Annotated in this window: 23 protein-coding genes; 14 read left to right on the forward strand and 9 right to left on the reverse strand. The window is 47.3% G+C overall.

What is annotated here, in order from left to right:
* Positions 1 to 46: 46 nt before the first annotated feature.
* Both ONT19_RS07850 and ONT19_RS07855 read right to left on the reverse strand, forming a co-directional pair.
* The gene (locus ONT19_RS07850) at positions 47 to 1,837 is read right to left on the reverse strand and encodes a 1-deoxy-D-xylulose-5-phosphate synthase (protein WP_264952786.1); all 1,791 of its coding nucleotides are present in this window, start codon (positions 1,835 to 1,837) and stop codon (positions 47 to 49) included.
* 184 nt (positions 1,838 to 2,021) lie between these two features.
* Positions 2,022 to 2,390 (reverse strand): winged helix-turn-helix transcriptional regulator, encoded by a 369-nt coding sequence (locus ONT19_RS07855; RefSeq protein ID WP_264952785.1) that lies wholly within the window; start codon positions 2,388 to 2,390, stop codon positions 2,022 to 2,024.
* 331 nt (positions 2,391 to 2,721) lie between these two features.
* Between ONT19_RS07855 and ONT19_RS07860 the strand changes: the two genes are divergently transcribed.
* The 5 genes from ONT19_RS07860 to ONT19_RS07880 all read left to right on the forward strand — a co-directional run bounded on the left by ONT19_RS07860 (position 2,722) and on the right by ONT19_RS07880 (position 5,704).
* On the forward strand, positions 2,722 to 3,171 hold the full coding sequence (locus tag ONT19_RS07860) for a cupin domain-containing protein (protein ID WP_264952784.1): 450 nt from the start codon (positions 2,722 to 2,724) through the stop codon (positions 3,169 to 3,171).
* Complete coding sequence (locus tag ONT19_RS07865) at positions 3,165 to 3,482, forward strand: hypothetical protein (protein ID WP_118078704.1); 318 nt, start codon at positions 3,165 to 3,167, stop codon at positions 3,480 to 3,482. Before ONT19_RS07860 ends, ONT19_RS07865 begins: the two co-directional genes overlap by 7 nt.
* Positions 3,483 to 3,676: 194 nt before the next feature.
* A complete protein-coding gene (locus ONT19_RS07870) occupies positions 3,677 to 4,456 on the forward strand; it encodes an MBL fold metallo-hydrolase (protein ID WP_118078705.1) in 780 nt (259 codons plus the stop codon).
* A 13-nt stretch (positions 4,457 to 4,469) separates the two neighbouring features.
* Positions 4,470 to 4,838, forward strand: a complete 369-nt coding sequence (locus tag ONT19_RS07875) for a DUF5131 family protein (protein WP_264953091.1) — start codon at positions 4,470 to 4,472, stop codon at positions 4,836 to 4,838.
* Entirely contained in the window at positions 4,823 to 5,704 is an 882-nt protein-coding gene (locus ONT19_RS07880) for a radical SAM mobile pair protein B (RefSeq protein ID WP_264952783.1), read from the forward strand. Before ONT19_RS07875 ends, ONT19_RS07880 begins: the two co-directional genes overlap by 16 nt.
* 298 nt (positions 5,705 to 6,002) lie before the next feature.
* Here the strand turns inward: ONT19_RS07880 and ONT19_RS07885 are convergent, their stop codons facing one another.
* The 3 genes from ONT19_RS07885 to ONT19_RS07895 form a co-directional block, all read right to left on the reverse strand.
* Positions 6,003 to 6,374 (reverse strand): MmcQ/YjbR family DNA-binding protein, encoded by a 372-nt coding sequence (locus ONT19_RS07885; RefSeq protein WP_264952782.1) that lies wholly within the window; start codon positions 6,372 to 6,374, stop codon positions 6,003 to 6,005.
* A gap of 141 nt (positions 6,375 to 6,515) precedes the next feature.
* Entirely contained in the window at positions 6,516 to 6,761 is a 246-nt protein-coding gene (locus tag ONT19_RS07890) for a hypothetical protein (RefSeq protein ID WP_118140222.1), read from the reverse strand.
* 234 nt (positions 6,762 to 6,995) lie between these two features.
* Entirely contained in the window at positions 6,996 to 7,634 is a 639-nt protein-coding gene (locus tag ONT19_RS07895) for a CatA-like O-acetyltransferase, family 2 (RefSeq protein WP_117691651.1), read from the reverse strand.
* Between the two features lie 376 nt (positions 7,635 to 8,010).
* On the opposite strand from ONT19_RS07895, the gene ONT19_RS07900 reads away from it, so the two are divergent.
* The 3 genes from ONT19_RS07900 (at position 8,011) to cydB (ending at position 11,029) form a co-directional block, all read left to right on the forward strand.
* A complete protein-coding gene (locus ONT19_RS07900) occupies positions 8,011 to 8,223 on the forward strand; it encodes a DUF4492 domain-containing protein (RefSeq protein ID WP_437183481.1) in 213 nt (70 codons plus the stop codon).
* An 80-nt stretch (positions 8,224 to 8,303) separates the two neighbouring features.
* Entirely contained in the window at positions 8,304 to 9,839 is a 1,536-nt protein-coding gene (locus ONT19_RS07905; RefSeq protein WP_117691762.1) for a cytochrome ubiquinol oxidase subunit I, read from the forward strand.
* A gap of 53 nt (positions 9,840 to 9,892) precedes the next feature.
* The gene (cydB, locus tag ONT19_RS07910; RefSeq protein ID WP_264952780.1) at positions 9,893 to 11,029 is read left to right on the forward strand and encodes a cytochrome d ubiquinol oxidase subunit II; all 1,137 of its coding nucleotides are present in this window, start codon (positions 9,893 to 9,895) and stop codon (positions 11,027 to 11,029) included.
* A gap of 180 nt (positions 11,030 to 11,209) precedes the next feature.
* Here the strand turns inward: cydB and ONT19_RS07915 are convergent, their stop codons facing one another.
* A complete protein-coding gene (locus tag ONT19_RS07915) occupies positions 11,210 to 12,025 on the reverse strand; it encodes an MBL fold metallo-hydrolase (RefSeq protein WP_264952779.1) in 816 nt (271 codons plus the stop codon).
* Positions 12,026 to 13,166: 1,141 nt separating this feature from the next.
* Positions 13,167 to 15,029 carry an SLC13 family permease gene (locus ONT19_RS07920; protein ID WP_264952778.1) on the reverse strand — a complete coding sequence of 621 codons (1,863 nt, stop codon included), beginning with the start codon at positions 15,027 to 15,029 and terminating at the stop codon, positions 13,167 to 13,169.
* 128 nt (positions 15,030 to 15,157) lie between these two features.
* Here ONT19_RS07920 and ONT19_RS07925 point away from each other — a divergent pair, with 128 nt between their 5' ends.
* The gene (locus ONT19_RS07925) at positions 15,158 to 15,646 is read left to right on the forward strand and encodes a low molecular weight protein-tyrosine-phosphatase (RefSeq protein WP_022121675.1); all 489 of its coding nucleotides are present in this window, start codon (positions 15,158 to 15,160) and stop codon (positions 15,644 to 15,646) included.
* Between the two features lie 76 nt (positions 15,647 to 15,722).
* Here ONT19_RS07925 and mnmA read toward each other — a convergent pair whose 3' ends face one another.
* Positions 15,723 to 16,802, reverse strand: a complete 1,080-nt coding sequence (gene mnmA, locus ONT19_RS07930; RefSeq protein ID WP_040552972.1) for a tRNA 2-thiouridine(34) synthase MnmA — start codon at positions 16,800 to 16,802, stop codon at positions 15,723 to 15,725.
* Positions 16,803 to 17,077: 275 nt separating this feature from the next.
* Between mnmA and ONT19_RS07935 the strand changes: the two genes are divergently transcribed.
* From ONT19_RS07935 to ONT19_RS07945, 3 genes are all read left to right on the forward strand, one after another.
* Positions 17,078 to 18,766, forward strand: coding sequence for a putative transporter (locus ONT19_RS07935; protein WP_118189829.1), 1,689 nt, complete (start codon positions 17,078 to 17,080; stop codon positions 18,764 to 18,766).
* A 6-nt stretch (positions 18,767 to 18,772) separates the two neighbouring features.
* On the forward strand, positions 18,773 to 20,224 hold the full coding sequence (locus ONT19_RS07940) for a threonine/serine ThrE exporter family protein (RefSeq protein WP_264952777.1): 1,452 nt from the start codon (positions 18,773 to 18,775) through the stop codon (positions 20,222 to 20,224).
* Positions 20,225 to 20,402: 178 nt separating this feature from the next.
* Positions 20,403 to 21,314 carry a LysR family transcriptional regulator gene (locus ONT19_RS07945; protein ID WP_117586008.1) on the forward strand — a complete coding sequence of 304 codons (912 nt, stop codon included), beginning with the start codon at positions 20,403 to 20,405 and terminating at the stop codon, positions 21,312 to 21,314.
* Between the two features lie 110 nt (positions 21,315 to 21,424).
* Here ONT19_RS07945 and ONT19_RS07950 read toward each other — a convergent pair whose 3' ends face one another.
* A complete protein-coding gene (locus ONT19_RS07950) occupies positions 21,425 to 22,306 on the reverse strand; it encodes a DMT family transporter (protein ID WP_022121585.1) in 882 nt (293 codons plus the stop codon).
* A gap of 229 nt (positions 22,307 to 22,535) precedes the next feature.
* Between ONT19_RS07950 and ONT19_RS07955 the strand changes: the two genes are divergently transcribed.
* Entirely contained in the window at positions 22,536 to 23,408 is an 873-nt protein-coding gene (locus tag ONT19_RS07955; RefSeq protein WP_022121584.1) for an aldose 1-epimerase family protein, read from the forward strand.
* Positions 23,408 to 25,387, forward strand: a complete 1,980-nt coding sequence (locus tag ONT19_RS07960) for an OPT family oligopeptide transporter (RefSeq protein WP_217759405.1) — start codon at positions 23,408 to 23,410, stop codon at positions 25,385 to 25,387. Before ONT19_RS07955 ends, ONT19_RS07960 begins: the two co-directional genes overlap by 1 nt.
* The last annotated feature ends 64 nt before the right edge of the window (positions 25,388 to 25,451 follow it).

Consider the following 25,451-nt stretch of genomic DNA (forward strand, 5'->3'; position numbering starts at 1 on the left):
AATAAAAACTAACTATGCCGACTAACTAAGAATTAATCATTAATAATTAATCATTAATCACTAACAAGATGTCTTCCACAATCTGCTCATCGAGCAGGCGATTATCCGAAAGCAACTGCTGCACATCATATCTATCGTAGAGACCCTTTCTGATGCCGCCCACCATCACCTTCATTTCTGAAGTGCCATAGTAAGAGGCGATGCGCTCGCCGAAACCGCCATCCTTAGAGCCATCCTCCAGGGTTACCACCAACTGATGGTTTGCCTTCAGGCTATCCAGCGTCTCGGCATCCACCTCATTCAGATAACGGGGATTGATGAGCGTAGCATCGATGCCCTTATCAGCCAACAGGCGGACTACATTCTCGCCCTTCTGATAGAACGAACCGGCGGCGATGACTGCCACCTTCTCGCCCTGGTGCATCACCTTGTACTTTGCCTCGTAGCCATACTCAGCATCAACGGCTTCTGACGTATGAACCACGCCATTGCTTGGCACACGGATGGCGATAGGTTTCTTATCCTGTAGAATGCTCCAGCGGAGCATGGCGAAATACTCCTCGCAGGTGGTTGGAGCCAGATAGATGAGCCCCGGAATGCTGCAGAGCATCGGAATATCGAAAAGGCAGATGTGGGTGATGTCGTTCATCGAGTTCACTCCGCCTCCTACCACGTTGATTACGGCTGGATTGGAATTGATGCAGAGGTCTTGCGCTATCTGGTCGTAGGTGCGTTGGATGAAGGTGCTGTAAACCGTCCAAACCGGATGCAATCCACCCTTCGCCATTCCCGAAATCATCGCTACTGCCTGCTCTTCGGCGATTCCCATATCGATGTGCTGCTTGCCAGCCAGTTGGCGCTTATCGGCAGTAAAACCACCTGCGGTAGGAGTACCGGCGGTTACGGCGATGAGGGTCTTATCCTGCTTCATCTCGCTGAGCATCCAGTCGGAGAATAATGTACCGTAATCCTCTGTTGGAGCAACCTCCGGGAGGGTTCCATCGGCATTCCTTCTTGGTCGCGAACCATCTTCCAGATTGAAAGGCATTCCCCAATGCCATGCCTCCTTGTTGGCTACGGCTGGCGCAAAACCATGACCTTTCTCTGTGTGAATGTGAACCACGGTAGGCTTATCCGTATCCTTCACGCTCTCGAAAACCTGGATGAGTTTTTCGATGTCGTTACCCTCTTCCAGGTACTTGTATTCAAAGCCCCACGCCTTGAACCAGTTGTGCTCGCAGGTGCCGTTGCTCTGGCGCAGGGCACGCAAGTTCTTGTAGATTCCGCCATGATTTTCGGCGATAGACATTTCGTTGTCGTTCACCACGATAATGATGCCCGTACCGAGTTCCGAAGCCTCATCCAGTCCCTCGAAAGCCTCGCCGCCCGAAAGGGAGCCGTCGCCGATAATGGCGATGATGTTCTCATCAGTTCCCTTGATGTCGCGCGCCTTCTGCAAACCGGTGGCAAGACTCACGGAAGTAGAAGTATGCCCCACCTCAAAGTTATCATACTCCGGACATTCGGCAGGAGAAGAATAGCCCGAAATGGCATTCATGTCATCCACATCGCCGAGGAATCCCGCAGCTCGTCCGGTGAGCACCTTATGCGGATAGCATTGGTGGCTTACGTCAAACACGAGTTTATCCTTTGGCGCATCAAAAACGTAGTGAAGCGCCACGGTAGCCTCCACGAATCCCAGGTTCGGTCCCACATGACCGCCATGCTTACTTACACGGTTCAGCACAGCCTGTCTGGTTTCATCAGCCACTACCTGCAGCTCCTTCAAATCCAGCTTCTTCAAGTCGGCTGGCGACTTTATTTTCTCAATATACATATTTTTATACTTATAGTTATGATTCTATTATGATTATGATTTCCGAGTGCAAAGATACGAAGATTCCCGAAAACACGCATTACCCCAACTACAGAAAAAATGAATAATTTTCCGGAAAACTCATCTTGGAATATTTTTCAGAAATATCATCTGGGAATATTTTTCGGAAATCTCATCTTGGAATTCAGCCTACAGCCTTATCCCTATCCTTCAGAATCACAGCCATGTTATCCAGCGCCCATTCTATCAGGTGATCCATAATAGGAATAAGGGTTTCAGCACGGGGTGTGAGAGAATACTCCACTCTTGGCGGCACTTCGGCATAAGCCTTGCGGGTAACGTAGCCATCAACCTCCAACGATTTTAACGTGCTGGTAAGCATTTTCTGCGAAATATCCGGAATCAGCTTACGCAGAGCATTAAACCGGAGGGGACCATCCTGATGATTTTTCAGGGTGTAGATTACAAGTAGCGACCACTTGTCGCAAACGCGCGCCAGAACGTTACGGATGGGACAGTCCTGCACTACCATTTCTTTTATCATTCTTGCCATAATCTATCTTTTTTATATTCTACAATAATCTATAATATTCTGCAAAACTCTACAATATTCTGCAATAGGCTACAAAAGTAACTAATATCCGAAAAGATACCAAACATACCAAGTTAATCTAAGTTAACGCTTCATTTTTCTTACTCCCATTCCCACGCAATAGTTACCTCCCAGTAACCATCTTACCCCCAAGTGCCCTCTTGCAGGAACCAGTTTTTCGCAGTATCTTTGCAGCGCAATTCAGAAATGAAAGCTGAAAGCAGAAGTATTCACAAATTCACAATAAGAAATAAAAAAAGAGAAATATAAACATTTAAAAATAACAGACAAGATGAAAGAAACAAAGCTTATTGCAAAGGCTGAGAACTTCACAGCCACAGATTTTGGTAAGATGAGTGAAATCAAGGATTACACCTTAGAGTTGGGTCCTGAGATTAAGATTCCCGGAAAGGTATTCGGAGGTCAGAGCGTAAACGCTACTGGTGGCGAGTTCTCATTCCAGAACTTTGCTCCTGGCACAGAGACTGGTTTCCTCCATACTCACAAGAACCACGAGGAACTGTATTTCTTCCTCAGCGGCAAGGGCGAATTCCAGGTGGATGGCAAGGTATTCCCAGTTCAGGAGGGAAGCGTGGTGAGAGTAGCACCAGACGGCAAGCGCTCCGTTCGCAACAATGGTACAGAACCACTCGTGATGCTCTGCGTGCAGTATAAGGGCGAAACCTTTACAGCCGAAGATGCAACCGACGGCGTGATTCTGAATGATAAGGTGGAGTGGTAGGAACTACTCCACCACCATGGATTGTCCTTGAGAACGCCGATGGCAAGAAGTCATATAGGTATTTCAAGAAGGAGCATGTGGACAAGGCTGAGGTCAGACGCAAAGTTGAGTCCATACCGTTTGAAGAACGGAAGAAACGCAACAACGTAGAAGCAGCAATGTTCCAGTATGGCTTCCATACAAGAAACAACAAGACCAGATATCGCACACTCTTTAAGCACGGCTTGCAAGCAATTGCAAGATGCGCTTGGATGAACATGCGCCGTCTTTTCTGGTTTGACTGCCAATTAAGTCTCCAAATTGCAAAATAAGTAGTTCAAAGAGCGAATAGCCCCATTTTGAGGCATTTTTAAGGCTGTAGTTGCGTACTAAAGTTGTTTGACCAACTAATGAACACTAACTATTCGCCAGAGTTAGTTAAAGCCAAGGGAAGAATATAACAGCCCAAGGCTATTGTTTAATTTTAATAGAACCCACTTTTTCAAGTGGACTCATACAACAAATTATGAAGAAAAAAAATGTTACAATTCGACTGATTCGCAATGCAACTTTGCGAATTCATTATGCTGGAAAAGAGATACTTGTTGACCCCATGCTTGCCGAAAAAGGCACTTTGCAGTCGGCCCTCGGTGTATATAAGACCCCAAGAGTACACCTTACGATGCCGATGAATGAAATTACGAACGGTCTGGATATGGTATTGCTGACACACAACCATATTGACCATTACGACCCGACAGTGAAACAGCATTTAGCGACGAACATCCTGTTCCTGACACAACCGCAGGATAAAGAGGGTATTAAGCAGGATGGTTTTACCAATGTAGAAAGCATTGAAAAAGACAAAACCATTGGAGATTTAACCATTCATCGCATCCAAGGGCACCATGGCTTCGGACAGATTGGAGAAATGATGGGGCCGGTATCCGGCTATGTGCTTACCGCGTCTGGTTTCCCTACCGTATATATAATGAGTGACTGCAAGTGGGAGGAGTGTATCCGTCAGACCATAGAACAGTTTTCTCCCGATTACATCATAGTGAACAGTGGAGGTGCAATATTCCCTGAATTTTCTCGAACAGAAGGTTCTATTATTCCCGACGAACAGGAAGTTATGACCATGCTTGATGAACTTCCCGCTCACATCAAACTAATAGCAGTCCACATGGAAGCTACCGATCATGGGCAGACCACACGCGCAATTCTGCGTAACGAGGCCATGCATCACGAAATAGAAATGAGTCGCCTGATTATTCCTGAAGATGGAGAAACAATAATATTATGAGCGTCTGTATCAAATCACTTATAACGATGAAAACGTATGGATGGGAGTTACTGTGACTAGGGCTTCCGAGAAGAAACGGCTGAAGGAATTAAAAGGTCACATTCGCTCTAAACATTATCATGCCACTTTTGAACCTCTCTTTGAAGATGTGGGTGAGATAGATTTGGAGGGTTACGAATGGACTGTTATAGGGACGGAAACAGGCAAAAGGAAAGGGAAAGTAGATGCCAATCCTGAATGGGTACTTCATATTGTAGAACAGGCGAAAAGAAATCACATTCCGGTATTTATGAAAGAAGACCTTTTGCCTATCATGGGAGAAGACCGAATGATTCAAGAGCTACCAGAACAATTTATAGAAAAAATATGGAAAAGGAAATAATCAGAGAAATAGATGTACAGAGTGTCATGACCAAATCTTCGCTGCCGGTCGGCGGGTATTCGGTCAATCCCTATGTAGGCTGTCCACACGCCTGCAAATATTGCTACGCCTCGTTCATGAAACGTTTCACTGGACATACCGAACCGTGGGGAGCATTCCTGGACGTGAAGAATTGGAAACCGATAAAGAATCCACACAAATATGATGGCGAGCGTATTGTGATAGGTTCTGTGACGGATGGTTACAATCCGTATGAAGAATCTTTCCGTCGTACGCGTAAATTGCTCGAAGAACTACATGGAAGTAATGCCGAGATTATGGTTTGTACGAAATCCGACCTCGTCCTGCGTGACCTCGATCTATTGAAAGGTTTTCCTAAAGTAACGGTATCGTGGTCGGTCAATACGCTTGATGAGCGGTTCCGCACGGATATGGACAATGCCGTGAGCATAGAACGTCGCCTGAAAGCGATGCGTCAAGTCTATGAGGCAGGCATCCGTACCGTATGTTTCGTTTCACCCATATTTCCGGGAATAACCGATGTGAAGGCGATTATTGGAGAGGTGAAAAATTATGCCGATTTGATATGGCTTGAAAATCTGAACCTGCGTGGACAATTCAAAGGAGGAATAATGACGTATATTCGTGAGAAATATCCCGAGCTCTTTCCGTTGTACGAAGAGATATACAACAAGAAAAAACTTGATTACTGGCAGGCTTTGGAACAGGACATATCCCAGTATGCACAAACACAAGGCTTTCCCTATCGGGTGAACGATTTGCCTTACGGACGCTCCGAAAAAGGTAAGCCTGTCATCGTGAACTATTTCTATCATGAGAAAATCAGGCTCAAAAACAAAGGGTGAATGCCGTAAAAGGATAATGGATATGGTCAAAGATGAGCCTGGACCTGATGATATCTCACATCAGGTATGAACAAAAATCCGCGATAAGGACAACCCACGCCGATTGACATTGTCGCCAACAATGACAGTGGTTTATCGGGGATTATTCTCCAAAAGGAGTAAGTTTCTCAGATTTTATTTGTACTTTTGCCATGTCATTTATCGAATTCTCTTGTTTTTTTGCAACACTAATATAAGTGAATTCTTTGACATAACAAAATCCTGAGCAACTTTTTGTTGCTCAGGTACTTAAAAAATATTATAAACTATAGTGTTGCGGAATTAAGGGATGCTCAAGCTTTTCCTTTTTCTTGAGCTTCTTCACCACTTCGGAATAGCTGTGGCGAATCAGGGACTGGATGAAATCATCTTCCAGCGTGCCATAAAGGTTTACCTGATTCCAGTATTTCTTATTCCAATGCCATGCGCCTTCTATTTCGGGATGCACTTCCCGGAGTTCGAGGGCGTAATCGGCATTACATTTCATCGTAACCCACTCGGGGCGCTCCAGGTCAACACAGGCAAAGATCTTGCCCAAGATGCGAAACGCCAAGGTCCGCTCATCAAAAGGAAAAGCCTCGGTTACGAGGGGAAGCGAGAGGCAATACTCTCTAACAGATTCTATATTCATTGTATATTGTTTTTTTTATTTCTTCACATTAAATTAATTCTACATTTCTTCACATTATATTTTAATTCTACTTGCTGAGATGCAGCTTATCCATAAAACTTTCTGAGATGCAGCTTATAATTTCTCTTTGCTCAACAGAACTTACAACCATTTTTCTATTGTTTTTTGAACTTTAGGTGAACGATAAGGCTTATATTTCTGATAATCTATCTGAGATAGATCTGCATGGTCTGTATCATCCCAATCGGTCGTCGCAGAAAGCGTAGCAGCCAGTTCCGTATCAGATTTTCCTGCACGATGAATTCTACGATGTTTTCTCTGATGTGTCAACATATCCAGACACAACACCAAGGTTACTTTGTCATCAGACGAAGCAACAGCATCCATCACCTGACGGCGCAAAGCATCAAGCTAATGAGCAGAAGAAGTACTAACTGTTACCGGTTCTTCAACCTTATCACCAGAACCTTCTTTAAATGGGTTTATATAAGGTTTTACATCCATAATCTTAATCGTTTAATTTCTAGATGCAAAGATACATTTTTCTCTTTAAAGTACAAAGATTATTAGAACTTTTTTATTGTAATTGCCTCATTTATTCCTAAAATGCCGAATTACTTTCTACAACTTAGTTATTTTCATGATAGCTTGCAATAACTTCATAAATCTTGCAGCCTCGCCCCCATCCATCTGAACATGATGAAACTGGAAGGAGATGGGGAGCGTGGTTCGGAAGAAACCACGGCGATAACTCCCCCACATCAGCATAGGGTTGCAGAACAAATCCGTGTATTGATTCACGATACAATCAAGCTCCGTTCCTATCATCGCCGACGTTCCCACCACCATCGCATCCTCTAAAGAAGATGATTTGCATTCAGCAGCAGCCTCAGAAGTCAGACGGAGATAATCTTCATTAAACTTCTGAATATCATCAGAATAAGGAATATCGCAGGAATTGATTCCTCCCTTCTTATTTTCCACAATTACGTTAATGGCGATAGAATCGTATTGCATCAATCGCCAGGATGAGCCGGATATTTTTTCCGGAAGAAGATAAAACTCCCTGGTTCTCGATGCAGCACAACCTATCGCCCAGCACAAGACCATATTGAATTTCCATCCCCTCTTCCTGCTTATCTTCAAAATTCGGGAAACGTCGAATGTCTTGGTCAGGGTTACCATCGGCATCGGCGACGACATCCATAATTCGAATGCCGCCGCCCTGGAAGTTTCTCTTGCATTTATCTCTTTCTTCATAACATTCTTCTTCTCATCAACTTTATTTCAAATCATACTTTATCCTCATTTTCTCCTATTTATATGATAAGTTTTTTGCATCCCATTTGATGTAATGCGACTGCAAAGATAGGCAATTTTTTTAAAATAAAGGAATAAAACAAGAGTTTTTAGAGAAGATAGATTACTTTTTGATGGATAAACAGATAACATTAAAAAGAAAAACTTTAAAATAACTCCCTTATGAGATACCTAAAAACAATCTTTTTGTAACTTTTTCAACAAAATATTTGGTAGTTACATAATTTTATTGTAGATTTGCAGCAGATTTTTTAAAGAAGGAGTGCTTATGCAGAAGAAAAAGGATAAAAACCTGATGAAAACGGATGTGAAGCCGATGAAACTAGGACTTCTATCCCAAATATTCCATCTCTATTACGATGGTTTCAGGACGATGACCCTGGGCAAGACGTTGTGGGCTGTCATCCTCATCAAGCTTGCTATCATCTTCCTGGTGCTCAAGCTCTTTTTCTTTCCAGATTTTATCAATACGAATGCCAAGAATGGAGACAAGGCTGGCTTCGTATCCAAGGAAATCCTGAACAGATAAAACTCTGAATTTCAATCCCATATTATCGGAAAAAATACAAAAACATTATATAATAACAATTTTAAAACCATTCAACTATGATGACAAATCTATTGTTAGACATTACATCAGCCACCATCGACTGGTCGAGGGCGCAATTCGCACTCACGGCCATCTACCATTGGCTGTTCGTGCCGCTCACCCTGGGACTGGCAGTAATCATGGGCATCGCCGAAACATGCTACTACCGCACCAACAAGCCGTTCTGGAAGCACGTAACCCGTTTCTGGCAAAAACTCTTTGGCGTCAACTTCGCCATGGGCGTTGCCACAGGTATCATCCTGGAATTTGAATTCGGCACCAACTGGAGCAATTACTCCTGGTTCGTGGGCGACGTGTTCGGCGCTCCCCTAGCTATCGAAGGCATCCTGGCATTCTTCATGGAGAGCACCTTCGTAGCCGTAATGTTCTTCGGCTGGGATAAGGTGAGCCGGGGCTTCCACCTTGCCTCCACCTGGCTCACGGGACTTGGCGCCACCATTTCTGCCTGGTGGATTCTCGTAGCCAACGCCTGGATGCAATATCCTGTAGGGCAGGAATTCAATCCCGACACCATGCGCTTCGAGATGACTTCGTTTATGGATGTGGCACTCTCGCCATTCGCCATCAACAAGTTCACCCATACCGTTACTTCCTCCTGGATCATCGGCGCCACCTTCGTGGTAGCCGTAAGCTGCTGGTATCTCCTGAAGAAGAGAGAAACCCAACTTGCCAAGGCGAGCATCAAGATGGGCGCCGGCGTAGGACTCATCGCTACCCTGCTGGCTGCGATGACCGGCGACAGCTCTGCCTATCAGGTGGCACAGGTGCAGCCGATGAAACTGGCTGCGATGGAAGCATTATATAATGGTGGAAACGGCGAAAGCCTTACGGCGATAGCAGCCGTTCACCCCTTCCAGCAGCCCGATTATGAGAACGAACAGGAGCCAGCCATGCGCATCGCTATCCCCAACATGCTCTCGTTCTTAGCCACCCGCACAGCCGATGGCTACGTGCCAGGCGTGAACGATATTATCAAGGGTTACACTAAAGAGGATGGCACACGGGAACCATCCGTGCAGGAAAAGATAGCCCGGGGCAAGAAGGCGATAGTTGCCCTGAAAACCTATCGCGAAACGAAGGCGAAAGACCAGCTCCCTATCTTAAAGGAGAACATGAAATACTTCGGATATGGTTACATCAAGGACGCCAAGGAACTGGTACCGAGCATCCCGATCTGCTTCTACGCCTTCCGCCTGATGGTGGGAGTAGGCTGCCTGCTCATCCTCTTCTTCGCCCTCAGCCTATTCCTGGTCTATAAGAAGGAAATCGCCCAATACCGATGGTTCCTCATTTCCGCCATCATCATGATTCCGCTGGCTTACATCGCCTCAGAATCGGGCTGGATAGTAGCAGAAATCGGTCGCCAGCCTTGGACCATCCAAGACCTGCTGCCAGTAAGCGCCGCCATCTCCGACATCGAGGCAGGCAGCGTGGCCACCACCTTCTTTATCTTCCTGGCACTCTTCACCACCATGCTTGCCGTAGAAATCAGCATTCTGATGAAACAGATTAAGAAAGGACCGGAATATGAATAGAAACTTAAGATGATAAACTTAAGATTATGAATTAACTTTATGACATTAGCATTATGACATACGAATTTTTGCAATCATACTGGTGGTTCCTCGTATCATTATTAGGAGCCCTGCTGGTGTTTCTCATGTTTGTACAGGGAGCCAACACCTTGATATTCTGTTTGGGAAAAACAGAAGAAGAGCGTCGCCTCATCATCAACTCCACGGGCAGGAAGTGGGAGTTCACCTTCACCACGCTCGTCACCTTCGGCGGAGCCTTCTTCGCCTCATTCCCGTTGTTCTACAGCACCAGTTTCGGCGGAGCCTACTGGCTGTGGATGATCATCCTTTTCTCGTTTGTGATTCAAGCCGTGAGCTATGAATTCCAGAACAAGATAGGTAATTTTCTAGGACCGAAGACCTTTCAGATCTGCCTCATCATCAACGGCATCGTGGGTCCGCTGCTTCTTGGCGGAGCCGTAGCCACCTTCTTCAACGGCAGCAATTTCCTGATAGACAAGGGCAATATTACCAACAGTCTGCAACCCGTCATCAGCCGCTGGGCAAACGCCAGTCATGGTCTCGATGCCCTGCTCGACCCATGGAACGTAGTGCTGGGACTTGCCGTACTGATGCTAGCCCGCATCCTGGGCATGCTCTACATCAAGAACAACATCGATCACCAGCAGATTCAGGAGCGCTGCACCCGCCAGTTGCCATGGAATGCCCTGCTCTTCCTATTGTTCTTCCTGCCATTCCTCATCAGATTGATGATAAAAGATGGATTCAGCACTTCTTCTTCCGGCATTACGATAGAGAGCATGAAGTATCTTCACAATCTTCTGGAGATGCCAATCTTGATTGTAATATTATTAACAGGTGTAGTACTCGTTCTCTTCGGCATTTTCAAGTCATCGAGGAGCGTGCAGTATAGAATGGGAATCTGGTTTACGGGCATCGGAACCGTGCTTACCGTGCTGGTTCTGCTGCTGATAGCTGGGTGGAACAATACCGCCTACTATCCATCCAACATCGACCTTCAGAGTTCTCTCACCCTCGCCAACAGTTGCAGCAGCGAGTTCACGCTCCGCACCATGGCGATAGTCTCCCTCCTCATCCCGTTCGTACTCGCCTACATCGTCTTCGCCTGGCGTGCCATCGACCGCAAGCGCATTACGCAGGAAGAAATAGAGCAGGGAGAAGCGTATTAAAAAAGACTGAAAAAGTGAGCCACTTCAAAAGTCCCACAGATACTACAGATTTACACAGATTCATTCTTGTCATAATCGGGAGGAAAATTCCCCAAATATCCAAACAAAAAAATCTGTGAAATCCCCGACCGTACAGGTCAAAAATCTGTGTAAATCTGTGAAATCTGTGGGATAAAAAAACTACAGCTCTATCACCTCCAAATCATCCGGAACGAAGATTCTACCCTTGAAGTTCTCGGCAGCTTCACGGGTGTAATTTTCTTTACGATTTGCGAGCGTTTTCTCCTCCGTATGATACAGGACAAGATTCTTCACGCCCAGTTCCTCCGCCAGTTTTCCGGCATCAAGCGCCGTACTGTGGCATTTCTCATAAGGCTTGAACGTATCGCGGTCGGCATAGAGACAGAACGCCTCGCACATCATCCAGTCTGCCCCTACTATGTAGCGACGGTTCTGCTCGTTATAAGGCTCATCGCCCAGGCACGCCAAGACCAAAGGCTTACCCGATTCATCAGAAGAAGAAGGCAACTCAGCTCGGATTCCGAACTGCTTTTCCTTAGTAGACTGAATATCAAAGCATTCCAGCTTCATATCCCCCACCTCGAAACAATCGCCATCTTCCAACTGATGGAACACCACCCTTTCAGCCACCTTAGCCAGTTGCTTCTTGGCAAGAATCATGTCGATGATGGTCTTGATTACCTTCATCACCTTATCGTTTCCATACACATGGAGCAATCCCTCATAACCCTTACATTGTGCCACCATACGGATTACCCAGATTACCCCCAACACATGGTCGGTATGCGCATGGGTAACGAAGAGGTGATGAATGTCAGAAATCTGAACATTCACCTTCTTCAGCTGTGAAAGAATTCCGTTTCCTCCGCCCGCATCCACCAGCATCAGGGTGCTGGGAGTCTGGAGCACAAAACAGGTGTTATAAATCTGGGAAACCGTAGCACTTCCCGTTCCGAGCATCGTTATTTTATTCATCTTTTCGTTATTTTTCGTTATGATATCTATTTTCCGTTCACTCCAATCTCTCTTTCCCGAATGATTCCATCAAAAAAAGAGCAGATTTTCAAGCACAAAACTACTCATTTTTTGATAAACCACCAAGAAAAAGCCCCAAAATCTTTGCTCATTCCAAATAATAATCTTAACTTTGCGGCATAAAAGGTAGGTCCATGCTTGCCGGGTACTCTGCAAAGGCATAAGAAAAGGTTATTTTTCAAACACGCAGCAAAGATAGGAAATCATTCAGCGGCAGGGGTAAAAACTGATAAAACGGAGTCGAGGCTTTCTAGAGAAAATGGGGACTTCGGGGAGGCTGGTAACAGGATCAAAACAGAAATGATTTTCGGGCAAGCGTTCCAGTTGTTCCAGTTGTTCCAATTGTTCCAAATAGGTTTTCATAGGACAATACCCCTTTATAGAGACTCTATAACTACTTAATATATAGATAGTTATATATATAAAAAGGTGGAATGGAACGCTCAAAAAAATAATTGGAACAACTGGAACTGGAACGCTCCGCCCAACCCCACTTCTCTCTATAAGGCTCATAATCAATAAATTATGTAGAAATAGAGACTAAGAATTTGAAGTACAATATCCCCATTTCAACCGCTCCGACGATGAAAAAGCCGGGAAAAGGCATCGAATAGGTGCAACTTTTGCTCTCTCAGGCATCAAAAGACATGCAGGAACCCTTATTTGCGATGCTCTTCCCGATACTCGAAGTGGAGATAAATGGGGCTATTTTTCAGTATTCCGCCCTCAATTAGGGGAAATCATACCGTATGAAGACCTATCTTGTTGCCGATTCGGGCTATTATAAGGAACAACTGTCCAACATCGCTGAAACTATCTGTCCCAACTTCCGTGAACACGAAGAAAAGAGATTGGAGAAAAATGTTCCGCTATCGCACGGCATCGCACGCTATCGCACAACTGACAAAACGGGATTTCGTATCTTTGCATCGTGATTCAGAAAGCGCGCAAAATCACTTGCCCAGTTGGAGAAAAAAATCTCCCTAATTGGGAAAATAAAAAGGCCTGATTTAACCCGATAAAAAAAGAGCCCCCAATGCGGGAAAAACATCAGGGGCTTTTATTTTGATATCAAAAATCCTTAGTAAGGAAAAAGGAGCGGAAGAACGAAGGTCATCACAACGCCGATGATAATCTGCAACGGCAAACCTACCTTCACGTAATCCATAAACGTATAGCCACCCGCCTTCATCACCAGCGCATTAGGAGGCGTGGAGAACGGAGAGGCAAAGCACATGCTGGCGCCCAACGTAACCGCAAAGAGGAAGGAATAAGGACTCACACCTACCTGCTGGGCCGCCACCAGGGCAATAGGAGCCATCAGCACAGCCGTAGCTGTATTGCTGATAAACATCGTCATCAGAGAAGTGGTGAAGTAGATACCTGCCAAGAGAGCCGTAGGTCCCATCGAACCCAAACTCTCTACCAGCCCCTGAGAAACCAAGGCAGAAGCACCCGTCTTCTCCAGAGCCGTAGACATCGGCATCATGGCGGCTATCAGCACGATACTCTCCCAGTTGATGGTCTTGTAAGCCGCCTCCACATTCCGAAAACATCCGGCAAAGACGGTCAGCAGTCCGGCGATGATGACCGCCGTGACCGGAGCCACAGGAATGAAATCGAACACCATCATCGCAATCATCAGCAGCATGATGGCAGCCGCCACAGGCGCCTTATAATCCAAGAGCACCTTGTCGGCAGTCTTCTCAGGCTGGTCGATAACCACCCAGTTGCTCGTATCGGTAGCCAGATGAGCCAGATTGGTCCATTCGCCCTGCACCAGGAGCATATCGCCCACATGCAGCTTGGTGGCTATCAGATTGTCGGTAATATATTCATCGCCACGCTTTACGCCCAGCACGTTGATGCCGAAACGCTTGCGCAGGTTGGCATCGCCTATGCGCAGACCGGCAAAATTAGACGTAGGCATCACCACGATTTCGGTCAGTCCCAGATCGTAGAAATCAATCTTCACATCCTTCATCTTCCTGAGGCCGTAATCGCTGGCAAAGCGTTTCATCTTCTCCTCCTCACCTATTATATATAAGGTATCGTGAACCTGAATGGTGCTGCTGCTCTTCGCCATGTTCTGGCTCACATCCTTCACCAGTCCCAGTCGCGATTTCTTCTCGTTTCTTATCTCGATGATACTCACGCCATATTTCTTCTGGATGCTCAGATCCTTCAGGGTTTTGCCCACGATATCCATCTGCTCGCCATTCTCGTCGAGGGCGGCAGAAGAGCGTCGGCTAGGCACGATGTAGCGATGCAGATTATCGAGCAGCTGATATTCGTCTACCAGGTCATCAAGCGATTTGCCCTGCTTCTTTTTCTTACCGCTCTGCTTTTTGCTGAGGAAGATTTTGCTGAGCGGCATGAGCACGATGATGCCGATGGCGATGACGATGATGCCCACAGGGAAGAAGCTGAAGAAAGCAAGCGGCTGATAACCGCCCTCGGTCAATACTTCATCGATAACCAGGTTGGGCGGCGTACCGATGAGGGTGAGCATTCCGCCCAGACTTCCGGCAAAGGCGAGCGGCATGAGGAAACGCGACGACTGCATGCCCGAGCCCGCAGCTATACTCATGATGATAGGCATCATGAGGGCCACCGTTCCGGTATTGCTCACGAAGGCGCCGATAAAGGAGGTAACAAGCATTACGAGCAGGAAGGTGATGGTTTCGTTGCCGCGCGAGAGCGCCATGAGCTTATTGCCCGTAAGCTTGGCAAGTCCGGTCTGCATGATAGCTCCACCCACCACGAAGAGTCCTATCATCATGATGACGATGGGCGAAGAGAAGCCCGCCAGCGCCTCGGCAGGTGTCAGGATACCCAGAACCAGGAGTGCAGCCAGGGCGGTAAGCGCCACGATGTCGGCCCTCACCCTGCCCCAGATGAACAGGACTACCGTAATAACCAATATGATAAGTGTTGTTGTCATGTGCTTTTTTTGGCTGCAAATATACGGAAATAAAGTGAGAATTAAGAATTTGCGGGAAGAAAAATGAAGAAAAATCTTGCATAATACAGAGATTTATGCTAACTTTGCAAACAAAAAAAGTTAGCAACATGACAAAGAAAGGTAAACATACCGTATTATTCATCTGTCTGGGCAACATCTGCCGCTCTCCGGCAGCCGAGGGAATCATGAAGAGTCTTGTAGAAAAAGCAGGGCTTCAGGATGAGTTTGAAATCGATTCTGCGGGCATCGGGAGCTGGCACATAGGTCAGTTGCCCGACAGCCGCATGCGCAAATGTGGCGCCGAGCATGGCTACAATTTCAACAGCCATGCCCGCCAGTTTCAGAAGTCAGACTTCGCCCGTTTCGAAACCATCGTGGTAATGGACAACGAAAACTACCGTGCCATTACCTCCATGGCTTCTTCAGAGTCTGATAGGAAGAAAGTGGTGCGCATGGCCGATTTTCTGACCCATCATCGTGAATACACCACAGTTCCCGATCCGTATTATGGCGACTATAGCGACTTCGAGCTCGTTATCACGCTTCTCGAAGATGCCTGCCAGGAGTTGCTGGACAGCATTATCGGGGAAGGGTAAAAACAGATAAAACAAAAAGGGATGAATCATCAAAATATCAGATTGATGACTCATCCCTTTTTTCAATTTAAAATATTTATACCGTAATCTCGCCCGAGCCATAGCAACGATGATGATGCTCATCATAAACTACACAGAACTGGCCGGGAGCCACACCATGAATCGCCTCTTCTGAATGAATCATCCAGCGGCCGTCTTCCAGCTTTTCTATCGTAGCAGGATGATACTCCGGCGTATGACGAATCTTGAAAGTTACCTTCTGCATAGCTACCTCGCGCGTAAGGAAATGGAAATCGTGGAGAGGAAAATCCTTCTTGTATGCCGACTGCGGATCATAACCATGACTCACATACAGGATATTGTTCTCTACATCCTTCTTAATCACGAACCAGGGACCGCCGCCAAAGCCCAAGCCCTTGCGCTGGCCGATGGTATGAAACCACAAACCCTTGTGCTCGCCTATGCGCTTGCCCGTTTCCATCTCTATGACATCGCCCGGTTTCTCGCCCAGATAACGGCGGATATAATCATTATAATTTATCTGTCCCAGGAAGCAGATTCCCTGACTGTCCTTGCGCTTGGCATTTATCAGATGCTCCTCCTCGGCTATCTCGCGAACCTCATTCTTGATATGATGGCCGATAGGGAAAATCGCTTTTTTCAATTGCCAGCTCTCTATCTGAGCCAGGAAATCGGTCTGGTCTTTTACAGGATCAGGACTCGTGACAAGCCATTTGTCGCCATTTTCATCCGTTTCGGTCTGCGCATAATGCCCCGTGGCGATGAGGTCGTAGTTGTGACCCATCTTCTCATCGAAGGCGCCAAACTTAATCAGGCGGTTGCACATCACGTCCGGATTAGGCGTAAAACCAGCCTTCACCTTCTCCATCGTATAACGGGTTACCTCGTTCCAATATTCATGATGGCAGTCAACCACTTGCAGTTTGCACCCATACTTTCTAGCCACAGCCGTAGCCATCTCCAGGTCCTCCTCCGAAGAGCAGTCCCACTCCTCTTTCTCCTCAGGACCAATCTTGATGTAGAAGCAATCAGGATGCAGGCCCAGCTGGGCAAACTCCCAAACCACAACCGAACTGTCGACGCCTCCCGAAAGGAGCACGGCAATTCTCTTATCTTTTATTTCATCAATATTCAGCATATTCTTTCCTGTTTATAATAATCCGGTTGCAAAATTACGAAAAAAAACTGATATAATGAGCATAGAAAGGGCTAGAAATGCATAAGAAAGAGAAAAGAAAAGCCCGCAAAGCCTATTTTCGCTATAGAAAACTCTTATAGCCGCATTCGTAGCTTTTAAACATAAAACGAGTTTTGCTTTCGTTTTTATCTATACCTTTGCAATCGATTTCAGAAATCGATAAGAAAGAATGTTTTTGAAAATTCAGTATTTACATTAATAGATAAAGAAAAATGGAGATTTTAAAAAATCTATTTTATGGCTTCCCAGACCTTTGGGGAGGCGGAGTAGCCCACTCTGTGATGATTCTTTCGCTGGTCATCGCCTTGGGTTTGTGTTTAGGTAAGCTCAGAGTAAAAGGTGTTTCCCTGGGCTTGGCTTGGATTCTGTTCATCGGTCTTATCTTTGGACATTTCTCTCTCAACCTTGACGAGCATCTGCTCCACTTTCTCAAGGAGTTTGGCTTGATCCTCTTTGTCTACTCTATCGGTCTGGAGGTAGGTCCGGGCTTCTTCGCTTCGTTCAAGAACGGCGGCAAGAGTCTCAACCTGCTCAGCATGATCGTTGTGGCCCTGAGTATCATTACTACCTTAGTCATCTTCTCATTTTCGGGAACATCCATCACCTCTATGGCAGGTATCCTTTCGGGTGCCGTAACCAACACTCCAGGATTGGGTGCAGCCCAGCAGGCATTCAGCGACCTGCGCCACATCGACGCCCCATCCATCGCAGCCGGCTATGCCATCGCCTATCCTATGGGTGTGCTCGGCGTTATCCTCAGCTTCATTATATTAAGGTTCGCACTACGCGTAGACAAGCAGAAGGAAGAGGATGAAGCTAAGCGAGGCAAGGGACATCTTGAAGCGATGACCCTGAACACCTTCGCCGTAAAGGTTTCTAACCAGATGGTTTTCAAAGATACCGTCAAGCAGATTCGCTATCTGCTGAAGCGCGACTTCATGGTTTCCAAGATTATCCGTAACAACGGCGAACGCCAGAACGAGGTAGTTAACGGACAGACCGTGATAGAAGAGGGCGACATTCTGCAGATTGTGGCTCATCCTACCGTAGAAGAACCTATCATCGCCCTGCTCGGCGAGAAGGTTGACGTAAAGGACGAGGAATTCAGCAGCGAACTCATCAACCGCCGAATTCTGATTACCAAACCGGGCATCAACGGCAAGAGCATCAGCCAGTTGCAGATTAGAAGCAACCTTGGCGCCAACATTACCCGCGTAAACAGAAATGGTGTAGACCTCATCGCAACCCCAGACCTGAAACTCCAGTTGGGCGACCGCGTAACCGTAGTGGGCAAGGAGCTCGCCATCGCTCATACCGAGAAGGTGCTGGGTAACCAGATGAAGCGTCTGAACTACCCTAACCTCATCCCTATCTTCCTGGGCATCATGCTGGGTTGTATCGTAGCCAACATTCCGTTCTTCATCCCAGGCATCAACGAGAATCTGCGTCTCGGACTTACCGGCGGCCCATTGGTAGTAGCCATTCTGATAGGTTATTTCGGACCGAAATACAACCTCGTTACCTACAATACCATTTCAGCCAACCTGATGCTTCGCGAAATCGGAATCTGCATCTTCCTGGCTTGCGTGGGTCTCGGCACAGGCGAACAGTTTATCCAGACCGTAGCATCAGAAAGCGGACTGACCTGGATTCTCTACGGCATCGCCATCACCATGATACCAATCATTCTGGGCGGCATCATCGGCAAGCTCGTGTTCCACATCAATTATTATACATTACTCGGCGTATTGGCAGGTGCCAACACCAACCCTTCTGCCCTGGCTTACGTACGTGAGCAGACTTCGGCAGATGCGCCAACAGTAGGCTATGCGAATGTATATCCATTCGCCATGTTCCTCAGAATTGTAACCATTCAGATTATTATTTTTGTATTTGGATAAACATATATGACAGAAAAAGAATTGAAAACCTGCGCTTGCGTAGAGGACAACTGCAACTGCAAGGAAATAGCAGAATCAGAACTCAGAAGAAAACTCGACTTATTATTACGTACCGGTAGCATTCTCATGGAGAGTGCTGCCGACACATCCCGCATCATGCGAACCATGAAGCGTGCAGCAGCTTTCCTCGGTCTTGACGAGCGATACATGCACCTTTACATCAACTGGAACGTGCTGATGGTAAACTATAGCGACGAGGAGCATTCCTTCTCCAAGTTCCAGAGATGCGAGAAGCACGGTATCAACCTCACCTCTATTTCCCAGGTAAGTAAGCTCACCTGGAAGGCCATCAAGGAAAACTATTCACTCGAACAGTATGAGCAGGCTCTGAACGACATCAAGGCCACCCCACGCAGCTTCACCCCTTGGCAGGTAGCCATCGGCGGCGGTTTTGCCTGCGGCGGATTCTGCATCCAGTTCGGTTGCGACTGGCCAGCCTTCTTCTTCTGTTCGCTTGCAGCCATTCTGGGTTTCCGCCTGAGAATGTTCTTGCCAACCAAGGGCTGCAACAACTATGTAGCCATCGGCATTTCGGCTTTCGTAGCCACTCTGATAGCCTGGTTGACCTCATTCCTTTCGCTCAACCCATCTATTGCCGAAGCGCTTCCAGCCTTCATGCATTCAGATACCCCTTGGCATCCGCTGATGGCGTGTGCCCTCTTCATCGTGCCGGGAGTTCCACTCATCAACTTTGTGTGCGATATGCTTGACGGATATATTGAGGTGGGAATGGTTCGTGCCCTGAACACCCTGCTGATGCTCTTCGCGATGGCTTTCGGTATCGCCTTCGCTATCCAGGTTTGCCATATCGACAACTTCGTGAAGGATCTTACGATGACTCCTCATCACGAATACTGGGAGTTTGCCATAGCAGCTGCCGTATCGGCCATGGGTTTCTCTACCATCTTCAGCATACCTCGCCGTCTGTTGCCGGTTGTAGCTGTGGGCGGTATCATCGCCGTTTGCTTCCGCAATTTCGTCAATCTGGGTCCATCTAACGGCAACATCGGTCTCGACATGGGTCTGAGCATCGGTTCGCTTGCCGGTTCTGCGCTCATCAGCATCATCGTGATCAAGGCGCGCCATTGGTTCCATACCCCTCACCAATGCATCACCATTCCTAGCGTTATCCCAATGGTACCGGGAGTTCTGATGTATCGTGCCCTGTTCGCCTTCATCGACATGCACGGCATGGTAGGCGAAGTAACCGTGGGTATGAACAACCTCATCAAGGCTTCGCTCGCCATCATCTGCATCGCCCTGGGTGTGGCAATTCCAAACGTATTCTTCCGCCGCTTCATCGCCGACAACCGCAAGCGCAAGCTGCTTGCCATGCTGGTAGAAAGAAAGAAGAAGAATGGCGAATTCGTAGATTTGCACGAAGTAGAAATCAAATAATCATCTGGTTGGAAATCTGATTTTCATCGGATGATAACCGGAAAAAAAGAAGTAGAGATGCGATAAAACATCATTTTATTCTTCAAAAAAAGAGGATATTAAAATAAATGTTTTATCTTTGCACCCAAATTTAGCTATCGGTTATTTCTATAGCCGATAGCTTCAATAAAGGAACAATATGGAAATACGACAACTGAAATATTTCTTGAAGGTAGCCGAGACGCTCAACTTCTCAGAAGCTTCGCGCAAGTTATACATCACCCAGAGCACCCTCTCACAGCAGATTTCGCATCTGGAACAGGAGATAGGTCTGCCTCTCTTCGAGCGTAATTCTCATGAGGTTTACCTCACAGAGGCGGGCAAGGAATTGAGGCCTTACGCCCAAAACGCGGTCAATTCTGCCGAAGCCTGTGTAGACCACATGAACGATCTGAAGGAAATGCTTACAGGCGAACTGAACATCGGCGTAACGTTCTCCTTCAGCAACATCATGTCCGAGACGCTCATCGCCTTTCTCCACGCCTATCCTCATGTAAAGCTCAACATCCAATACCGCACCATGCAGGAACTGATGGACGGACTGAAGAAGCGCGAACTCGACCTCGTTCTGGCTTTCAAGCCTCTGAAGAACGAGAAAGCAGTAGACAGCCGAGCTATTTTCAGCAACCGTCTTGCCGCCATCGTGAACGTGAATCATCCGCTGGCGCGCCTTTCATCGGTCAAGCTTTCCGATCTGGAGCGTTACGACCTCATCCTTCCTTGCAAGGGTCTGCAGGCACGCAACGCCTTTGATCACATGGTAGAGGGCAAAGATTTGAACTACAAGATTATGGTAGAGGTGAATAATGTAAACATCATCTTCGACCTTCTGAGCCGCAGCAATCTGGTGACCATTCTCTCCGAATCGACCACCATTCTGCAGAACGGCATGAAGGCGATTCCTATCGATGCTGCCGACAACGAAATGGATGGCTGCATCCACATTCTGAAAGATGCTTACATGAAAAACTCAGCCCAGGAGTTCATCCGCATGCTGAGCCAGAGCACCAGCATCCTCGCCAACTTTGCGCTGAAGGATATCCTGAGATAATCATCTTAACGTCTGGCGGCTTGCGAGCCTATTTGCTCGCGGCTAGAACAGAAAAAAAATCCTCGTTCGAGTTCTTTTTCGAGCGAGGATTTTTTCTTCTTTTTACCCTTTTACCCTTTCTTTCTTGCGATGATAATCGTTACGCCAGCCAGGATAGCGAGGATGCCTATCGCCAACTGCAGAGAGAAACTCTCGCCGAAGACGCATACGCCGATGATTACCGCCGTTACAGGCTCCAGGGCTCCCATGATGGCGGCTGGCGTGCTGCCGATGAGATTGATGGAGATGGTCATGAAGAAGAGCGACAATACCGTTGGCAACAAAGCCAGCTGGGCAGCACAGAGCCATTGTTTAGGCGTTTGAAGCATCTGTATCGGCTCGCCTGCAATAAACGAATAGACAAACATCGTAAGCAGTCCGAAGACTAATATATAAAAGGTAAACTTGATGTTCGACATGCCCGGATTCTTCCATTGGTTGATGGAGATGATGTAAAGGGCATAGAGCAGGGATGAACACATGACGAGGGCAAAACCCGCCGTGCTCAACTTATCGTTTCCATCGCCCTGATAGAGCAATCCTACTCCCGATACCGCCAGAAGAATGGCAAGCGAGGTAGACCACGTTACCTTCTCGTGGAAGAAGACCGTCATCAGGATGGCTGTCATAATAGGATAAACGAAGAGGATGGTGCTGGCAATACCTGCCGCCATATAATGGAAACTGACATAAAGCGTAGCTGATGAGAGCGAAAACATGCAGCCCAGCACGCCAAGACGAATCAGATGTCCCCACTTCACCTTGAAACTCTCCTTGCGGAACAGCATCACCACGGCAAACATCAGTACCGCCAAGAGATAACGATAGATGAGTACAGAACTGGAATTGAATCCGTCGCCATAGAGTTCGAGCGTGCCCAAAGGATTGGTACCATAACATACTGCGGCAACAATACCCGCCGCAAAGCCTTTAACTTTATTACTGCTTGTCATTAGATTAAATACTATTTTTTTCTTATACTTCTTGTTATCTATCTATTTCGGGCTACAAAGTTACAGCAAATATTCGAGATAAGCTAACAAAATCGTATAAATATATTGTAATATCTGAGAAAAAACGCTCTTTTCTTGTGCTTTACGAAAATAAATTGTACCTTTGCAATATCTTTGAAAAAAGATAATCAGATGAAACATTAAAAACTAAACAAAAGAATTAATAACAATGGAACAGATTAAGAATGATCAGCTCACACTTGAGATTTCATCTCTCGGAGCAGAACTTCAGAGCATCAAGGATGCTAATGGTAATGAATATCTCTGGGATGGCGACGAGAAATACTGGAACCGCCACTCTCCTATCCTCTTCCCTATCGTATGCGGATTGTGGAAAGACACTTATCGCACAGAGGGCAAGGAGTATCACCTTCCTCGCCATGGTTTCGCACGCGATACAGAGTTCAAACTCGTTGGCAAGACTGCCGACCGCCTCACCTTCGCGCTCATCGACAACGAAGAGACTCAGAAGAACTATCCTTACCACTTCAACCTTGCCATCTCTTACCGCCTGCAGGGCAACGAGATTCATGTCATCTGGCACGTAGAGAATACCGACGACAAGGAAATCTTCTTCCAGATTGGCGGTCACCCAGCATTCATGGTTCCTGGCTGCAAGAAGGGCGAAGAAATGAAGGCGACCCTGAAACTCGACAACGAGGCTCCTGTTCGTCTCTATGGTAACGTAGGCGGATGCATCGACCGTCAGGCTAAGGAAACCGTAGAAACCGACAAGGGTATCTGGGAAGTAAACGAGGAGACTTTCGCAGAAGATGCTGTTATCTTCGACAAGAGTCAGGTTAAGCAGGTAAGCATTCTCAACGAGCAGGGCGAACCTCATGTAACCCTCGAGTTCAAGACTCCAGCCGTAGGTATCTGGAACCCAACAGGCAAGCACGCTCCATTCATCTGCATCGAGCCATGGTATGGTTTGAGCGACTGGGCTGAATATGATGGCGAGTTTAAGGACAAGTATCTGATGAACCGTCTACAGCCAGGTGCAAGTTTCATGAGTGAGTATATCATCAGAATTGAGAAATAATGGAAGAAAAAGACAATTTGCAACTCCCCGAGAACGCATTCCGCGAACTGAAAGACGGGGAGGAATATAAGCCGCTGATGTCGCCTGACAAGGTTTATCCTGAGGTGAACGGATGGTCAGTTACATGGGGAATCGTGATGGCAGTCATCTTCTCTGCCGCCGCAGCTTATCTGGGCTTGAAGGTGGGGCAGGTGTTCGAAGCAGCCATCCCTATCGCCATCATCGCCGTGGGCGTAAGTACCGCTACCAAGCGTAGCAAGGCGCTGGGCGAGAATGTCATCATCCAGAGCATCGGAGCCTGTTCGGGTGCTGTGGTGGCAGGAGCCATCTTTACCCTGCCAGCCATCTACATCCTGCAGGCTAAATATCCGGAGATGACTACTTCGTTTATGAAGATCTTCATGGCTTCGGCCTTGGGAGGAGTCTTGGGAATCCTTTTCCTTATTCCTTTCCGCAAGTACTTCGTAAGCGATATGCACGGCAAGTATCCGTTCCCTGAGGCTACGGCTACCACGCAGGTACTGGTGAGCGGAGCCAAGGGAGGCGACCAGGCTAAGCCGCTGCTCATAGCCGGACTGGTGGGTGGTCTTTACGACTTTATCGTAGCCAGCCTGGGATGGTGGAACGAGAATTTCACATCGCGTGTGGTAAGTCTGGGATGCGACCTGGCTGACAAGGCTAAACTCGTATTCAAGGTAAACACAGGTGCTGCCGTATTAGGTCTGGGTTACATCATCGGTCTGAAGTATGCCTTCTTCACCTGTCTGGGTTCGCTCGTAGTATGGTGGCTGATTGTTCCGGGCATGAGCGTTATTTTCCATGATAGCGTGCTGAGCGCCTGGGATCCTAGCATCGTGAAGACCGTGGGTGCGATGAGTCCGGAGGAAATCTTCCGTGCCTACGCCCGCAGCATCGGTATCGGCGGTATCGCCATGGCAGGTATCATCGGCATCATCAAGAGCTGGGGCATCATCAAGAGTGCCGTAGGTCTGGCTGCCAAGGAGCTGAAGGGCAAGAGCGATGTGGATGAGAACGTGAAGCGCACCCAGCGCGACATCTCTTTCAAGATTATCGCTATCGGTTCGCTTGTTACCATCCTCGTAACCTTCCTCTTCTTCTGGTTTGGCGTGATGGATGGCAACCTTCTCTTCGCCATTATCGCCATTCTGCTCGTGGCTGCCATCGCCTTCCTCTTTACTACCGTAGCGGCTAATGCCATCGCTATCGTGGGTTCAAACCCTGTTTCGGGAATGACCCTGATGACGCTCATCTTCGCCTCTGTGGTGATGGTGGCTGTAGGCCTGAAAGGTCCTGGCGGCATGCTGGCTGCCCTGATTATGGGTGGTGTGGTTTGTACAGCCCTCTCGGTAGCAGGTTCGTTTATTACCGACCTGAAGATTGGTTACTGGCTGGGAACAACTCCTAAGAAACAGGAGGGATGGAAATTCCTCGGTACCCTGGTGAGTGCGGCTACCGTGGGCGGCGTGATGATGCTGCTCAACGAGACTTATGGGTTCGCATCGGGTTCGCTTGCAGCTCCTCAGGCTAATGCGATGGCTGCGGTTATCGACCCTTTGATGAATGGCGTGGGAGCTCCTTGGGTGCTCTATGGCATCGGAGCCGTGATAGCCATCGTGCTGACTTATTTCAAGATTCCTGCCCTGGCTTTCGCTCTGGGTATGTTTATTCCGCTGGAACTGAACGTTCCTCTGCTCGTGGGTGGAGTCATCAACTGGTATGTTACTTCGCGCAGCAAGGATGCCAAGGTGAACAGCGAACGTGGTGAGAAGGGAACGCTCATCGCCAGCGGCTTCATCGCCGGTGGAGCCCTGATGGGTGTGGTTAGCGCCCTTCTGAAGTTTGGCGGCATCGAGGTAAGTATCGCCGACAGCTGGTGGGTTAATCCGATGTCTGAGGTTTGTTCGCTCCTGGCTTACATCTGCCTCATCGGTTTCTTTATCAGAGCCACAAAGAAATAAAGAATAGGCTTTTTACAAATAAGACAATCGCCTGGATGCATCTGAGCACCCAGGCGATTTTTTA

The sequence above is a fragment of the Segatella copri genome, from assembly GCF_026015625.1.
Classification (GTDB): domain Bacteria; phylum Bacteroidota; class Bacteroidia; order Bacteroidales; family Bacteroidaceae; genus Prevotella; species Prevotella copri_H.

Coding starts and splice junctions, on each gene's coding strand:
- ONT19_RS07920 (WP_264952778.1), bottom strand. CDS start 15,029: ATGACAACAACACTTATCATATTGGTTATTACGGTAGTCCTGTTCATC.
- ONT19_RS07915 (WP_264952779.1), bottom strand. CDS start 12,025: ATGAATAAAATAACGATGCTCGGAACGGGAAGTGCTACGGTTTCCCAG.
- cydB (WP_264952780.1), top strand. CDS start 9,893: ATGACATACGAATTTTTGCAATCATACTGGTGGTTCCTCGTATCATTA.
- ONT19_RS07860 (WP_264952784.1), top strand. CDS start 2,722: ATGAAAGAAACAAAGCTTATTGCAAAGGCTGAGAACTTCACAGCCACA.
- ONT19_RS07850 (WP_264952786.1), bottom strand. CDS start 1,837: ATGTATATTGAGAAAATAAAGTCGCCAGCCGACTTGAAGAAGCTGGAT.
- ONT19_RS07900 (WP_437183481.1), top strand. CDS start 8,011: ATGAAACTAGGACTTCTATCCCAAATATTCCATCTCTATTACGATGGT.
- ONT19_RS07955 (WP_022121584.1), top strand. CDS start 22,536: ATGGAACAGATTAAGAATGATCAGCTCACACTTGAGATTTCATCTCTC.
- ONT19_RS07895 (WP_117691651.1), bottom strand. CDS start 7,634: ATGAAGAAAGAGATAAATGCAAGAGAAACTTCCAGGGCGGCGGCATTC.
- ONT19_RS07940 (WP_264952777.1), top strand. CDS start 18,773: ATGACAGAAAAAGAATTGAAAACCTGCGCTTGCGTAGAGGACAACTGC.
- ONT19_RS07960 (WP_217759405.1), top strand. CDS start 23,408: ATGGAAGAAAAAGACAATTTGCAACTCCCCGAGAACGCATTCCGCGAA.
- ONT19_RS07870 (WP_118078705.1), top strand. CDS start 3,677: ATGAAGAAAAAAAATGTTACAATTCGACTGATTCGCAATGCAACTTTG.
- ONT19_RS07905 (WP_117691762.1), top strand. CDS start 8,304: ATGACAAATCTATTGTTAGACATTACATCAGCCACCATCGACTGGTCG.
- ONT19_RS07880 (WP_264952783.1), top strand. CDS start 4,823: ATGGAAAAGGAAATAATCAGAGAAATAGATGTACAGAGTGTCATGACC.
- ONT19_RS07885 (WP_264952782.1), bottom strand. CDS start 6,374: ATGAATATAGAATCTGTTAGAGAGTATTGCCTCTCGCTTCCCCTCGTA.
- ONT19_RS07925 (WP_022121675.1), top strand. CDS start 15,158: ATGACAAAGAAAGGTAAACATACCGTATTATTCATCTGTCTGGGCAAC.
- ONT19_RS07950 (WP_022121585.1), bottom strand. CDS start 22,306: ATGACAAGCAGTAATAAAGTTAAAGGCTTTGCGGCGGGTATTGTTGCC.
- ONT19_RS07890 (WP_118140222.1), bottom strand. CDS start 6,761: ATGGATGCTGTTGCTTCGTCTGATGACAAAGTAACCTTGGTGTTGTGT.
- ONT19_RS07945 (WP_117586008.1), top strand. CDS start 20,403: ATGGAAATACGACAACTGAAATATTTCTTGAAGGTAGCCGAGACGCTC.
- ONT19_RS07855 (WP_264952785.1), bottom strand. CDS start 2,390: ATGGCAAGAATGATAAAAGAAATGGTAGTGCAGGACTGTCCCATCCGT.
- ONT19_RS07935 (WP_118189829.1), top strand. CDS start 17,078: ATGGAGATTTTAAAAAATCTATTTTATGGCTTCCCAGACCTTTGGGGA.